The following is a 13,497-nucleotide window of genomic DNA, read 5'->3' on the forward strand; positions in this document are numbered from 1 at the left end:
TAATCGCTGAAATTCCTTTGCCGTATACATTTACCATTTTCGGATAAGTCTTTTAATTCTTCATTCTCCGCTTCAATGGCACGCATGGCATCATTGATTGCCTTGCCAATATCTGCTCCTCCTGGTAAGTTCAACAGTGTAGAGAATCTGGCAGCATCAGGCAGATACATGACACCCTTTGCTTGGTAGTCTGCTTTGGTAATTCCACGTCTTCTACTACCTATATTTTTCAGTTCCTCCTCAGCATGGGTAAATTTCCAGTCAGCGTAGCGCAAGAAAATTAACCCCAGTACCGGGATGGAATACTCACTGGACTTTAGCCTAGAGTTAGCGCGTAACTCATCTGCTGCTTCCCATAGGCGTTTTTCTAAATCAGTAGTGTTAGCAGGCATAGACAGACATCAGATTACCAAATCTATCGATTATAGGCTAGTTTGTGTTTGTGACAAGGTGAACTACAAATTTGAGCAGAAAAGGATGGAGAAATACTATATGAGTTGCGATCGCTTATTCCCGGTACGATCGCTCTATAACACAAGTCGAATTACCCCCCTTAATCCCCCCTTGTGAAGGGGGGAAACAAGAGAATCTAGTTCCCTCCCCTTTACAAGGGGAGGGTTAGGGTGGGGTAAAAGGCTAGTTACTCAGCTATTTCAGACTTGTGTCTATACAGTAGGCCTCCTGCCTCAAAACCAGTGAATTTGTACCTCATGCACTTGAAATATGCTGTAGTTAATGTACGTGAGAAGAATTTACTGATTTACCAATTAGTATAAAATTGTTTTGGCAGTAGCGATCGCCCGCTCTACACTCTCCACAATATAAACATTTTCTGGCGACAATTTTTTAAAGAAAAGTTTACTTTCTTCATCATTAGTCAACAAAATTACTTGCTTATTTGCTTTCAAAGCTAGAGAAATTTCTGAAGCAGTTCCTGCACCTATACCGCAAGCAATCACCAAATCGCTGCTAAGAACATTAATATTGTTTCTAGAATTACCCATGTCTGTGAAAATAGCAATATCTACCCAAGAGGACATACCATCCTGATTCTTACCTGGAAGAATACCAATAGTTAAACCATCAGCAGATTTTGCACCTTTACTTACTGCATCCATTACCCCTACATTTCTACCACCAGTGAGTAAAATCCATCCTTGTTTAGCAATAAGTTGACCTAATATATAAGCATTTTGTAAATCATTTGCTGTCGCATTTTCTCCCCTACCCATAACCCCAATAATAATTCTTCGCATAAAATTTCGGATGATACTGGTTTTCAACCACAGTTGAAAGCGGTTTCCCTGAAAGGGCGATTGCCTCTTTTGATAGTGTCAGAGTTCATCATCTGTAACATCTGCGATTCAACACTCACCGAAGGAGCTACTTTTTCCCGAAACTGCAAGCGTCTCCAGTTCCTCTGCACTCTTTCGATCCTGTATTGCCTCACTTTAATAGTTTTTTGCCTGCTCATCCAAAAAACACCATAACCACTGTTCTCCTAACTCAGCCGAGCTAATTACTGAATGTCCAGTTTCTTCATAATGCCGTCGGGCATGTTGATGAAGAGAAGAATCACAGCACAGCATTTTGCCGCAACTTTGACAAATACGGAGATGTACCCAGCGACCATTTATTTTGATACACTCTTCACAACGAAATACTGGGTAGTTTGCTTTAGAAATCAGAGTCTCCGCAGTCAGATTATCTAAATGTTCGCAGCTCATAGGAGTTTGAATGAGAGGTTAATCAGAGTATATATTAGTGCAGCGAAACACAGCTAATTTTGTCAGTTAAGTAATAAACCTGACAACCTTCGACATCACCAGCCAAGATTCGGTCATGCGCTTTGTAGTCGCAGTAGTACTCAGTCGCTTCGAGTATATTAACAAAAATTAGTATTGTACAAATGGTCGAAAAAAGAAAAAATTTGTCAGAGTAGAAGCAAGGCTTTTGATATTTACTTGTGTGTAAATTAAATGACTCAAATATTTAAAGAAACGACCAAGAAAGACAATTATACCCGTGTTGCTCAACTTACAGATGTTCAGGCAGCAGGCAGTTTGGTAATCCGCAAAGAAAAGCATACTATTGTCTTGTTTTACTCAGACAATAAAGTTTATGCAATTGATAACCGTTGTCCCCACATGGGTTTTCCCCTACACGGTAGCACTTGCAAAGATGGTATTGTTACCTGCCCTTGGCATTATGCCCGCTTTGATATAGCTAGTGGTGGAACCTTCGACTCTTGGGCAGATGATGTGCCGGCATTTCCTGTAGAAATCCGTGATGGTGAAGTTTGGGTGAATTTAGCACCACCAGTTAATTTTCATGCCCACCACCGCCAACGCCTTGAAGATGGTTTAGAGCAGAGTATTTCCTTGGTGATTGCCAAATCAACGATCGCACTGTTAGATATAGGAGTAAATCCGGCTGAACCATTTCAAATCGGGCTACAATTTGGCACTCGTTACAACAAAACAGGTTGGAGTGCAGGTTTAACTATCCATACCTGCACGATCAATCTTTTACCTTATCTGGATGAGGAAGACAAACCTCGTGCTTTATTTCACGGACTTTCGGCAGTCGCTAATGATAGTGCAGGCGCACCGCCTTTGTTTGTCGTTCAGCCGTTGCCTAACTCTACAGTTGATTTTCCGACTCTTAAAAGCTGGTTTTGCCAGTTTATTGAGGTACGGGATGCTGAAGCCGCACAAAGATGTTTGGTATCTGCGATTCGCTCAGGGGCTAATTTAGAGCAAGTTGCGGATATGCTGTTTTCATCGGCTACAGATCATCGTTATCTCGACATTGGGCATACCCTTGATTTTATTAACAAAGCACTGGAAGCACTTGATATTGTTGGTTGGCAAGCTGCGGAATCTGTTTTACCTAGCTTAGTTTCGGGTTTAGCTAGTGCATCCCGGATGGAAGAATCTAATTCCTGGCGCTACCCTGTAGACTTGGTAGCAATATTAGAGTCGGCTTTTGAGCAATTACCCAATGTTTTAAATGCGGGAAAATCTCAACGAGGAACTTGGGCAAACTCAGAGCAATTAATACCAATTTTATTAGGTGAAGACCCACAAGCGATCGCCGACTCGCTACTGAATGCCCTAGAAGCTGGTTGTACAGAAGAACAATTAGCAAGTGTAGTTACTTATACGGCAGCACTGCGTGTAGCTCGTTTTAATACTAACAATGACTTTGGAGATTGGAATTCCGCACATCATCCATTCACTTTTGCAAACGCTGTGCATCAAGGTTTACGACGAGTGCCAACAGTAGAACTACTCAGAGGTGTGTTTGATGCGGCGATGAGTGTTTATTTGAATCGTTTTTTGAATGTACCACCAGCACGACTTCCAGAACCCAAAGACTCCGTTGCAAATCCCGAAGAATTGCTCCAGCAGCTACCCGATTTATTAAATCGTCAACAGCAAGTTAACCAGACAGGTCAATTAGTGGCTAATTATTTATATAGTGGTGGCAAGCCTGAAAGACTGATGGCGATGCTAGGGAAAATGATGCTCAGAGAAAACCGTGATTTTCATGTTATTCAAGAAATAGAAGCCGCTTTTCGTCAGTATTCCCTATTAGGTGACACTCCTGCTGGGGTTCATGTATTAGTTGCTGCTGCTCGGTATTTAGCAGCCCATTCTCCCACAATGCGATCGCAAGCACAAACCTATCAAATCGCTTATCGTTTACATAAAGGCGATCGTTTATTTGAGGAATGATGAGTAGAAAATATCGAAAACCATTGATTGGGATTACAACTTATGGTCGCCTTGCAGCATTACCATTTTCTCTGCCAAGCGAATATATAGATGCAGTCCGTAAAGCAGGTGGCATTCCCATATTATTACCACCAGGAGAAATTGAACTTGGAATACTTTTAGATTCTTTGGATGGTTTAATCATCTCTGGTGGTGGAGATATTCACCCTGCTTGCTACAATGGTTTTGCTCATCCGACTATTTATTCTGTCGATCGCGAACGTGATGCTTTTGAATTGCAGCTTGGCAAGTTAGCTCTTGAACGTCATCTGCCAATATTAGGTATTTGTCGGGGTTTACAAATTCTTATCGTTGCCAGTGGAGGTACTCTAATTCCTCACATTCCAGATGTTTACGGTACATCTGCATTACATCGTCTAGAGCCTGAACCTGGACGACGTTTACATACAGAACATCTCGTCACGATAGATGGAGAGAGCCTTTTAGCTGAGTGTTTACAAAATTCTCGCATATCTGTAGTTTCTTGGCATCATCAAGCAGTAGATAAAGTTCCGCCTGGTTGGCGGGTTGTTGCTCATGCCTGGGATGATGGAGTTATTGAAGCTGTGGAGCACGAACATCATCCTTGGGCAATCGGTGTACAATGGCATCCTGAGCTTTCAATTCTCGATCCCAGTAATCAAAAACTTTTTCTAGCTCTCGTTCAGGCTGCACATATAAGACACGAATGCCACTAAGATATTCAAAACCAATACCTTTTCCCTTTCCCCTTTCCCCTTTAACCGAACCGTATTGAGTGTTGTTCTTCTTCGGTTGATACTTTCAAGTAATATCATGTCCGCCAAATTACCCATAATAAAAGAACCCCACCCCCAACCCCTCCCCGCTTTTCGGGAGGGGAGACAAAGCACAGCTTTGGCGGGGTGGGGTTCTTCGGGTTTAATAAGCAATCAAGCGCACATGATATAACACCGCCAAGAATTAAATCTCTACTGGCTCCTGATCGAATTTCCGCATCAATTCTACAAGAGCATCTCGGTCTGGAGTCTGTCCTTCCTTGAGCAGTTCGGCTAACCCTTCAAAATACTTTTCGCGTTCTCCTGCTGGACAAAACATGATTAATAATTTTGCAGGCTGAGTTCCTCGGTTAGCGAATGTATGAGGCGTATTACGTGGAACTAATACAAATGCCCCTGGTTGTCCCTGCACTATCTGATTTCCAACTTGAATTTCTACTTCTCCTTCTAATACATAAAACATTTCTTCCATTTGTCGATGAATATGCAGTACCGGGGCAGTTCCACCTGGTTGTATTAAGTTTTCAAACAATCCCAAGTGACCATGAGTATCAGCACCAACTACTTTAAATGTTATTTCGCTATTACCAGTAGTTAGATGATTACCTTCTCCTGGCATTAACACAATTTCTTTAACTGGTAAACTCATCAATACTCCTACTTATAAAAAAGTTATTTTTAAATCTCTAATTTAGTGGCTTAAGCGTTTCTTCAATCAATCACTACTAGATTATATTTGTATTCTGTTAGAAATTATAAACTCAAACATCCCTCAATCGATAAGTTTTTTACAATACAATCGTAGTCTCGCCATACGTGTCAACTTAAGCTAGAAATGGCTTCACTGTTGGCTTCATCACCCGCCTAGAACTAAAGTTCCAGGCTAACAGCTCAAGTCATCTTTAGATGACTAAAGATTTTCCGGGATATTTAGTCATCTTTTAGATGACTTTTGCTATGAGCAAGGAACTTCAGTTCCTTGCGGGACATCGGTTTTACGTTAAGTTGACACCAATGGCGTCTCGCCCGCCCAATATATGCAAGTTAAATATGGAACAGCTTATTTGCCAAAACTAGAACTGCTCCTCCATCAATAAGAAAAGTATGACAGTGCTTTTAACCCAATAAGGGCTTTTGATAAACTAAAAGCACCGCCATACATTTTGCTGAGGATCTTGTTATATTTGAAATTATTAAATGCGCTCAAAAAAACCAAAACTTCCTACTTTAAGAAATCGGATTAAAACCGAATAAGCCCGTAATAAGCACTTGCAGCAACTAGAACAATTGTTAATACTCCCAAAGTTATGCTAAGTACAAATTGGATAGAGGTTTTTTGATTTAGAGCTTCTTTGCTTCCACCTTCAAGTGTTGTCCGTTCGGTGTTGTTAGAATTGTTTATGTTGTCAGCTTTCATGGTTTTATCCTGTTTGATTATTTATTACAATTTTGCCTTGAATCCGAAAAATTACATCTAACTTTAGGATTAACAAAAAAGGTAGAAATAACTAGATGGAATTGAACATAATACCAATTCAAAATTCAAAATTCATGCATTAAGAAAGCCAGACAGAACAAAGGTATGTCCGTATGTATCTGTCGCATTCTTTTTTCAAATTGGTGTAACTTTCATGGGCCTGATTTCAAATCGGCATCTCAAGCATCTCGCAAATTCCTTCTCACATCTGTTTTTCTTCGAGCCAATAGATCGTACCTAAGAGGATGTTTGAAATGTTTGAAAAAAGCGCTAATTTGCCCCATCATTTGAAGCCTGCGGAGAATTATAAACGCCCCAATATTCAATACCCCGATCGCGTAATATGGGTTCAACGCGATGAATTTCTTCTTCTGAGCCTTCTAGTATGAGCAAATAATAACTCTGCTGGAGGCGATCGCTATAAACTCTGGCTCTTTCTTCAGGAATACCTAAATCGCCTAATGCCTTCAGTAAATTCTGATTTGCTGCGGCTCCCACAGCAACACCTGCCACGCTACTAACCAATGCTACACCTACGGAACCTGCTGCGAGTACTGCTCCTAAACCGGGAAGTGCCAAACTACTCAAACCAACTAACACGCTACCCCAAGTAGCTGCTGTCAGTGTGTCTCCTACGGCTCCAGTTGTATCGACATTTCGATCGCCAATGCGATCGCTTATCTGCGCCTCGCCTAAGTTTTCACCTTGCTCTACATCTTTAGCAATAACAGAAACTTTTTCCATAGGAAAATTTGCAGTTTTCAATTCATTAATTGCCTGCTCTATTCCTTGAGAATTCGCAAATACTCCTAATGCATGTATTGTGTTTTTAGTTATCATATTTTTCTCCTTTAGATTATTGTATTCGTGCGTCCATATATAACCTCGGCATTAGACTCTAATTCACGAGTAAGTTTATTACAACGCTTCTAACTAAATTGTTATTTCTTGAATTATTTCCCCAAGGGGGGATAAATCATCAGTGAAGAATTAGCGAACCAAGTGGAGTACGTCACGCACTAAGCTATAACCAGCTAAATCCCAAAGTACGTAAGAAATAAAGCCAATCATCGCTAAACGCCCATTCCACAACTCTTGTTGCGGATTCCATCCAAAAATCCAAGCATTGCGATCGACACCGTTATAGGCTTTAGCTTCAGTAGATAATTCAACCACTTTGTTAGTTTCAGTTGCCATTGCAAATATTCCTGAATAACTCTACTACACCCACATCTTAGTTACTATTACGGTTTCAGTTCTCTGTCTATTGGGGAATCTGAAAGCGTCACGGGAAGTATCTCAGGGCATTGTCTAGACTTTTGATAGTTTCGACTAAAAAGCATTAGTAACTTGCACCAAAAAGCTTACCAAACGTCATCTGTAGCCGTTTCACTACTTCAGAATCAACTTTCAAATGACGCAATCTCCTAATGCTATTTACTTTTTTTATAAACAGTCTCTTAGTCTGATTCACTCCTTAAGACAGATGTAAGAGCAGATTTGATTGAACCTCCGGCTTCCTTGATTTTCTGGGCGATGGGTTGCTCATTATGCAAAAACACACGCGCACAATTGCGTCCCGGCAAACCGGAAATCGAACCACCCGGATGAGTTCCAGCACCAGTAAGATACAAGTTATCAATTGGTGTTTTATAGTTAGCTAATTCCGGCAACGGACGGAAGCAAAGCATCTGCTCTAAAGTCATATCGATGTGGTAATAATTACCTTTGTAAGTCCCTAACCGTTCTCCCAACTCAGCCGGACTTTCTACATGACGGGCGATGATTGAATGTTGCAAATTGGGCGAATATTGCGCCAGTTTATGAATCACCTTGTCTGCAACTTTATTTTTCAGTTCATCCGTCCAACCCGTACCTTTTAAACCTGTACCGTCTGCACCAGCAATTTGATAAGGTGCAAAAAACTCTATCCATAATGTATGCTTGCCTTCTGGTGCCATCGATGGATCGAGTCCGGTAGGCATTACCACATACATCGATGGGTCTTCATCAGGAATTTTACCCAGAGTAATCAGACTATGAGCTTGTTCTACATGATTGACGGAATCAGCAATCAGAATAGAACCCATTAGATAATTATCTTGATGATTGTGGTGGACAAAGCACAACGGTTCAGATAAAGCACAATCGATTTTGAGGATAGTTTCATTATTGTTAATGATGCGGCGGTCTAACCTTTCGCGCAAGTTGCGATCGCTATTATCGACATCGCTACTATCCATTAGTTGCAAGAATAAGCGCTTGGCATCAATACTTGAAATTACACCTTTATTCGCACGATATTCTTTGCCACCAGCAACCCGCACACCAACTGCTTTACCATTATCTACCAATACTTTTTCTACCTTTTGGTCGGTGAGAATCGTACCACCTTCACTTTTTACCATTTTCACCAAAGCTTCCACAAGTCCACCACTACCACCACGCGGTCTTGCCATACCGGGATTATGACGCAACATCATCATCATCGCCCCAAAGGACATAGCTTTTTGTGAGGGAGGGGAACTTAGTTCGGCTGAGAGTCTAGCTAGAGGTGCTTTGACAAACTCAGAATCGAAGTATTCGTTAATATTATCTGTGGCACTGCTGAGTAAGGTACGCAGTAAATCAAGGGTTGTGTTAGAGCCACCTAGAAGGGAAAATAAGTCTTGCAGACTATTGAGATTGTAATTGCCAGCAATATCAACAATTGATTTGGGTGGTGCATTGAACAAAGGAGCAATCCCTGTGATAAAGCGCTGCCAAAAATCGGCATATTCAGCGTATTTTTGGGCATCACGCTGACTGTAACGGGCAATTTCCGCACAAGTCTTTTCCACCGATTTGTGAGCTAAGAAGTACTTCCCATCTGGATGGGGGCAAAAGGCAACTGGATCGCAGCTAAGATATTCCAAGCCGTACTTATGCAGTTCCAACTCTTGGATGACTGGCCCTAAGAAAATAAACAGATGGTTAATGGCGCAAGGACTAAATTTAAAACCAGGTGCTTCATCAGGCATAAGTTCTTCAGTTGTAGAACCGCCGCCGGGGAGCGATCGCCCTTCCAATAACAGAACGCTGTAACCAGCTTTTAGTAAGTAGCCAGCACAAACTAAGCCATTATGACCAGCGCCAATAATTACAACGTCATACGATTCCATGAGTGCAATGGGGGGATTAAAGTATATTCCCTGATATTAGAAAGTGCTGAAGATATCTAAATCTTTCGTGGGTTATAAAATATTTATATATCTAGTAGTAGTGTTTTGATCGCCAAGAAGTAAATTTATTTTTAACCCACTTTATTGTACGCAACCAAGAAACACTATAAATAAATCCAGAGTTCATATTATTTATAGCTAGTATCAGTTTTTACCTATATTCTTGTAGTCATTTCTTCTAGTTCTTTAAGGTGCTGTGCGTTCACAAGCCATTTCTCTTCATAGTTAGATTTATCTGTACCATATTGACTTTGTTGCTCTTTTAGTATTGCAATTTCATGATTAATTATTGGTAACGCTTTCCCTTGGGTAATTACTTTTTTTAGCAACTCAAACCGTGATGTTTCATTAATTTGACGCAAGAGTTGCGAGATACAACGACTAATAATAACTTCATTGCTAAAAGCAAGAATGCTATGAGATTCATCATCTTGAGATAATAATTGCTCGCTGACATCAAACAAAGCTTCTACAACTGAAGGGATGTAATTCACAGGAATTTCTTCAGTGGAATTTTCTAGCCGTTCTATAAACACCCTGGCTTGCGTTGTGCCGTTTGGAAGCTTTTGTTTAGTAAGTTCTATCAAAGAATTTCTAAACTTCTCTCTATTTTCAACCAAACCAAGGATAATTTTTATCTGAATATTAGACAATTCACTTGCTGATAACGACAGACGAAAGTAAATAGGAAATATTTCTAAACTACACACACGTAGCTGTTCGCGCCATTCCAATTGCTTTTCATCTAGAGAAGTATTACCCAAAATGAATTTTAATTTAGGGAAAAGGTGCATTAGCAGGTTTTTAATAGGCTGCTTGTCTTCATCTCGCAGTTGAGCAATCCAAGTATTCAGAAGATTCTTGAGTTCGTCTATTGAAAGGTTTATCTCTCCTACAAAAATATGAGGATTTTGATGGATTATACTATAAATTTTTGGACAAAAGACTCGCAAAGACTCAATGGCAAGGAAATCAACAGGATTTACTTCATCTTTTACTGCTGGATACGTCACCGTTAAAGTATTAATAAAACGAGTAATATCGCGGATGTTAGTAATAAAGTGTTCTATTCCTTGAAAGTAAATATCACCCCAGCGACTTTGGTTTATTTGTTGTTTTGGAGTTTCTGCAAATATATTATCAAGCTTTTCAAAAAGCAGCCTGCGAAGTGAGGTTTTATCAGCAATAGGTAACTCAAAACTAACTTGAATAATTTTTTCTAAGTATGTTTCTTCAGATATTTCTTTAGTATCTGCAATTTTTCTCATGACAATTTCTTTATCAAAAACCAGAAGATAGACAAGATTAGTAAAATTTCGCATTGCTTTAAAAATACGAAATAACTGCTTGATATCTTCCGCAGCCAACCGATCGATATCATCAATTGTTACAACTATTCGCCTCTGCTGCTGTACTAGCGTGTCTTCTACTTCTTCTTTTAATTCGCCAGCTTCCTTGTCCCTATCGTCCAATAATGCTGCTAATGCCTTGCCAGTTTGAGCATAAGGTAGAGGAATATCTGAAATAATGGCGGCAAAATCAGCTACTCTCTCCCTCAAACCTTTTGGCACAGATGACTCTTTGCTTAAAACGTTTTTTAATTGGTCAAAAAAGCGCCTTGTAATATTTTCGTGTCCAGAGAATAACCACGGATTAAAAGGAATGATGATTGGTTTCTCCTCCTCTGGCTTTTGCTGAAGATAGTGAACTACAAAGTTTAATAATGTAGATTTGCCAGAGTTCCAAGAACCGTAAACTGCAATAATGAAACCTTCAGGAAAGCTCATTTTACAAATGCTGTCTGCTAGATGCTTGGCAAAGTTCGCATTTCCTAGCAGGTCTTTTTCAGGATCGACTAAGGAGCTATCTGCCGATATATCGTTGATTTCTGTCTGTGCCATAAAAGAGTTTTTGATTCATGTTGCGATCGCCTCTATCGGGGCGTAGCTCATCGTGACACATTCAGTAGCATGAGCAATGATACCTTAGGATAGAAATTTTCAGTGAAATAATTTCCTCAAGACTTATGCAATTGGTTTTAGATTACTTATTTGGCATCACTGAAATTAAAAGGTTAAATAGACAAACAGCGTATATGGTAAATTTTATCTCCACATTATCTAAAAAGAGTACTTAAATAATTTGAATTTAACCCCAATCATAACTATTGGCTAGATAAATCAGCATTTTTTATGTCTATGTGTACTCGTAGAAGCTAAATTTTTATATCTTTCTGTAAAGGTATTAATCCTCAAGAATGATTTTGAAAATATCCTATTATTTTGTCCTCACAAAATAATAATTAACTGCTAAATTTATTACACTAAAGCTTATATAGCAATCCGAATTGAAACGTGAGAAAACACTGAGATTAAAAGTGGGTGTTTTAAAGCCTTTCAGCGATTTTCTCTCTCACGAATGATTTAGGATTGCTATAGGAAAATCGTATTAACTTTAGGCCAAAGAATTTACTTGTGAGATAGAAGCCTAACCACAGTTATATAGCAAAGTGCTGTTAGCGTCAGCGGGGCGTTTAGCCCGTGGTGAGTAAAAACCCAGTCAATTTAAGGCTTTGAGCAATTAATACTGTCCTAACCTATATGACTACGGCTATATGTTAGTTATTTCTGTTCAAGCAGTTTATAGTCAACACTTACTATAGACTAGTTCTTCAGGATAAGTAAGCAATTGCAATGCTTTAGAACTTATTGATTAAATCTTATATAAATTTTACTAATTGTGGGTAATAGTAGCTATAACAATTTAATTCTTTAAATATTGACTAAATAATATGGTTCAGCCCCAAGAAGATGACATTTCAGTAGAAGCTAGTTCTCTTCCCCCTGTCCCCATTCAAGAAATCTCAGAGGATAGGGCATTAACAGAGACGGTACTTTTCCCAACTCCAAAACTGTTTCTAAAAATCCCTAAGCCAAAAATTCGCCAAAGTCTCAAGGCGTTAACTTTTGAAAGTGTCTTTGCTGCGGTTCTTTATAGTATCATCGGCGGCGCGTTGCTCAGTAATTTCTTGCTAGAGTTAGGCGCTGGGGCAGCCGAAATTGGTCTACTCGCGGCTATCCCTCAGATGGTGAATCTACTCCAACCACTGGGAGCGTATTTGATAAATCGAAGTACCAGCTTCCGTTGGTATTTCATGTGTATTTTCATCCCGTCGCGGCTGCTATGGTTGATTCTTCTACCAGCGATTTGGTTGGTTAGTTCATCTCGTATTACTGGATACCAAGTAGTACAGTTGACATTGGCAATTCTCTTAGTAGCTAATATCATCGAAGCTTTTGGTCGTGCGCCTTGGCTTGGGTGGTCAGCTGTGTTAGTACCTCAACGGTTGCGGGGGCGATATTTCGGCTTTCGCAATAGTATTCTCGGCTTGACTAACCTTGTTGGTGTGCCTCTGCTAGGTTTAGCGGTATCAGCTTGGCCTGGTGGAACCCTTCAAGGTTATGGTGCAGTCTTGATTCTAGGAATCATTTTAGGGCTAATCAGTGTGGGCTGCCAGTTGTGGATGACTGATATAAACCCGCAGCTTTTAAAAGTTGGAGATTCAGACACATCACACCCACAGCCCCAAGGAATAGATTTGAGCTTGTTTAAAGATGCTAATTTTTTGAAGTTTGTGCTTTACCTGAGCATCTGGTGCTTTGCTGTTAACATCAGCAATCCTTTCTTTAACCTCTATATGCTGGATAATCTGGATATAGATATTAGTATAGTAACGATTTATCACGGCTTAGGAACTGGCGCAAATATGCTAATGCTGCTTTTGTGGGGCAAACTAGCCGACCGAATTGGGAATCGTCCACTACTACTATTAGTGGGAATCTTAGTGGGGGTGACACCTCTGCTGTGGCTTTTGGTTGGAAGCGATCGCATTTCTTTTTGGATCTGGCTACCCTTGTTACACATACTAGCTGGCGCAACGTGGGCAGCAATTGATTTGTGTACCAACAATTTGATGATGGGAATAGCACCGTTGGGTCATCAGTCGAGTTATTTTGCGATCGCAGCTGCAATTGCTGGTATCACTGGAGCAATGGGTATTACTGTCGGTAGCTTTTTAGCAACTCTGCCCGGTATTGCGGGTTTGCTGGGGTTGTTTGTTCTCTCAAGCTTACTACGCATGGCTGCACTTGTACCCTTAGTTTTTGTTCAGGAGCAACGCTCTATACCACTAGGCCAGCTAATGCGATTGGGAGCATCCCATTTTTGCAGAAATACTGATTCATGAGTGTAGTATGGGGAGA

At 40.2% G+C, this 13,497-nt stretch carries 12 protein-coding genes; 3 read left to right on the plus strand and 9 right to left on the minus strand.

What is annotated here, in order from left to right; genetic code table 11:
- The 3 genes from RMX89_RS33625 to RMX89_RS33635 all read right to left on the minus strand — a co-directional run.
- Nucleotides 1-392, minus strand: a 392-nt coding sequence (locus tag RMX89_RS33625; protein ID WP_322692026.1) for a type I restriction-modification system subunit M N-terminal domain-containing protein, incomplete at its 3' end; no start/stop codon positions are given.
- Between the two features lie 375 nt (nt 393-767).
- Nucleotides 768-1,256, minus strand: a complete 489-nt coding sequence (locus RMX89_RS33630; RefSeq protein ID WP_322692027.1) for a TIGR00725 family protein — start codon at nt 1,254-1,256, stop codon at nt 768-770.
- 195 nt (nt 1,257-1,451) lie between these two features.
- Nucleotides 1,452-1,727, minus strand: a complete 276-nt coding sequence (locus RMX89_RS33635; RefSeq protein ID WP_322686061.1) for a UBP-type zinc finger domain-containing protein — start codon at nt 1,725-1,727, stop codon at nt 1,452-1,454.
- A gap of 252 nt (nt 1,728-1,979) precedes the next feature.
- Between RMX89_RS33635 and RMX89_RS33640 the strand changes: the two genes are divergently transcribed.
- Nucleotides 1,980-3,740 (plus strand): Rieske (2Fe-2S) protein, encoded by a 1,761-nt coding sequence (locus RMX89_RS33640; protein WP_322692028.1) that lies wholly within the window; start codon nt 1,980-1,982, stop codon nt 3,738-3,740.
- Nucleotides 3,737-4,477, plus strand: a complete 741-nt coding sequence (locus RMX89_RS33645) for a gamma-glutamyl-gamma-aminobutyrate hydrolase family protein (RefSeq protein ID WP_322692029.1) — start codon at nt 3,737-3,739, stop codon at nt 4,475-4,477. The genes RMX89_RS33640 and RMX89_RS33645 overlap by 4 nt, the downstream gene beginning before the upstream one ends.
- 244 nt (nt 4,478-4,721) lie before the next feature.
- On the opposite strand, the gene RMX89_RS33650 is transcribed toward RMX89_RS33645, so the two are convergent.
- From RMX89_RS33650 to RMX89_RS33675, 6 genes are all read right to left on the minus strand, one after another.
- Nucleotides 4,722-5,186: a cupin domain-containing protein gene (locus RMX89_RS33650; protein ID WP_322692030.1), complete on the minus strand. Its 465-nt coding sequence runs from the start codon at nt 5,184-5,186 to the stop codon at nt 4,722-4,724.
- A 591-nt stretch (nt 5,187-5,777) separates the two neighbouring features.
- Nucleotides 5,778-5,954: a hypothetical protein gene (locus RMX89_RS33655; protein WP_322692031.1), complete on the minus strand. Its 177-nt coding sequence runs from the start codon at nt 5,952-5,954 to the stop codon at nt 5,778-5,780.
- Between the two features lie 330 nt (nt 5,955-6,284).
- Entirely contained in the window at nt 6,285-6,854 is a 570-nt protein-coding gene (locus RMX89_RS33660) for a hypothetical protein (protein ID WP_322692032.1), read from the minus strand.
- A 150-nt stretch (nt 6,855-7,004) separates the two neighbouring features.
- The gene (locus RMX89_RS33665; RefSeq protein ID WP_322673011.1) at nt 7,005-7,211 is read right to left on the minus strand and encodes a high light inducible protein; all 207 of its coding nucleotides are present in this window, start codon (nt 7,209-7,211) and stop codon (nt 7,005-7,007) included.
- A 263-nt stretch (nt 7,212-7,474) separates the two neighbouring features.
- A complete protein-coding gene (gene crtO / locus RMX89_RS33670; protein WP_322692033.1) occupies nt 7,475-9,175 on the minus strand; it encodes a beta-carotene ketolase CrtO in 1,701 nt (566 codons plus the stop codon).
- A 215-nt stretch (nt 9,176-9,390) separates the two neighbouring features.
- Nucleotides 9,391-11,136, minus strand: coding sequence for a KAP family NTPase (locus RMX89_RS33675; protein WP_322692034.1), 1,746 nt, complete (start codon nt 11,134-11,136; stop codon nt 9,391-9,393).
- An 890-nt stretch (nt 11,137-12,026) separates the two neighbouring features.
- Here RMX89_RS33675 and RMX89_RS33680 point away from each other — a divergent pair.
- Nucleotides 12,027-13,481: an MFS transporter gene (locus RMX89_RS33680; RefSeq protein ID WP_322692035.1), complete on the plus strand. Its 1,455-nt coding sequence runs from the start codon at nt 12,027-12,029 to the stop codon at nt 13,479-13,481.
- The last annotated feature ends 16 nt before the right edge of the window (nt 13,482-13,497 follow it).

The sequence above is a fragment of the Nostoc sp. DedSLP04 genome, from assembly GCF_034530775.1.
Lineage (GTDB): Bacteria > Cyanobacteriota > Cyanobacteriia > Cyanobacteriales > Nostocaceae > Nostoc.

Bases quoted from the DNA above. Each gene is read 5' to 3' on its own strand.
- RMX89_RS33655 (WP_322692031.1), bottom strand. From the start codon at position 5,954: ATGAAAGCTGACAACATAAACAATTCTAACAACACCGAACGGACAACA.
- RMX89_RS33640 (WP_322692028.1), top strand. From the start codon at position 1,980: ATGACTCAAATATTTAAAGAAACGACCAAGAAAGACAATTATACCCGT.
- RMX89_RS33645 (WP_322692029.1), top strand. From the start codon at position 3,737: ATGATGAGTAGAAAATATCGAAAACCATTGATTGGGATTACAACTTAT.
- RMX89_RS33650 (WP_322692030.1), bottom strand. From the start codon at position 5,186: ATGAGTTTACCAGTTAAAGAAATTGTGTTAATGCCAGGAGAAGGTAAT.
- RMX89_RS33680 (WP_322692035.1), top strand. From the start codon at position 12,027: ATGGTTCAGCCCCAAGAAGATGACATTTCAGTAGAAGCTAGTTCTCTT.
- crtO (WP_322692033.1), bottom strand. From the start codon at position 9,175: ATGGAATCGTATGACGTTGTAATTATTGGCGCTGGTCATAATGGCTTA.
- RMX89_RS33665 (WP_322673011.1), bottom strand. From the start codon at position 7,211: ATGGCAACTGAAACTAACAAAGTGGTTGAATTATCTACTGAAGCTAAA.
- RMX89_RS33675 (WP_322692034.1), bottom strand. From the start codon at position 11,136: ATGGCACAGACAGAAATCAACGATATATCGGCAGATAGCTCCTTAGTC.
- RMX89_RS33660 (WP_322692032.1), bottom strand. From the start codon at position 6,854: ATGATAACTAAAAACACAATACATGCATTAGGAGTATTTGCGAATTCT.
- RMX89_RS33630 (WP_322692027.1), bottom strand. From the start codon at position 1,256: ATGCGAAGAATTATTATTGGGGTTATGGGTAGGGGAGAAAATGCGACA.
- RMX89_RS33635 (WP_322686061.1), bottom strand. From the start codon at position 1,727: ATGAGCTGCGAACATTTAGATAATCTGACTGCGGAGACTCTGATTTCT.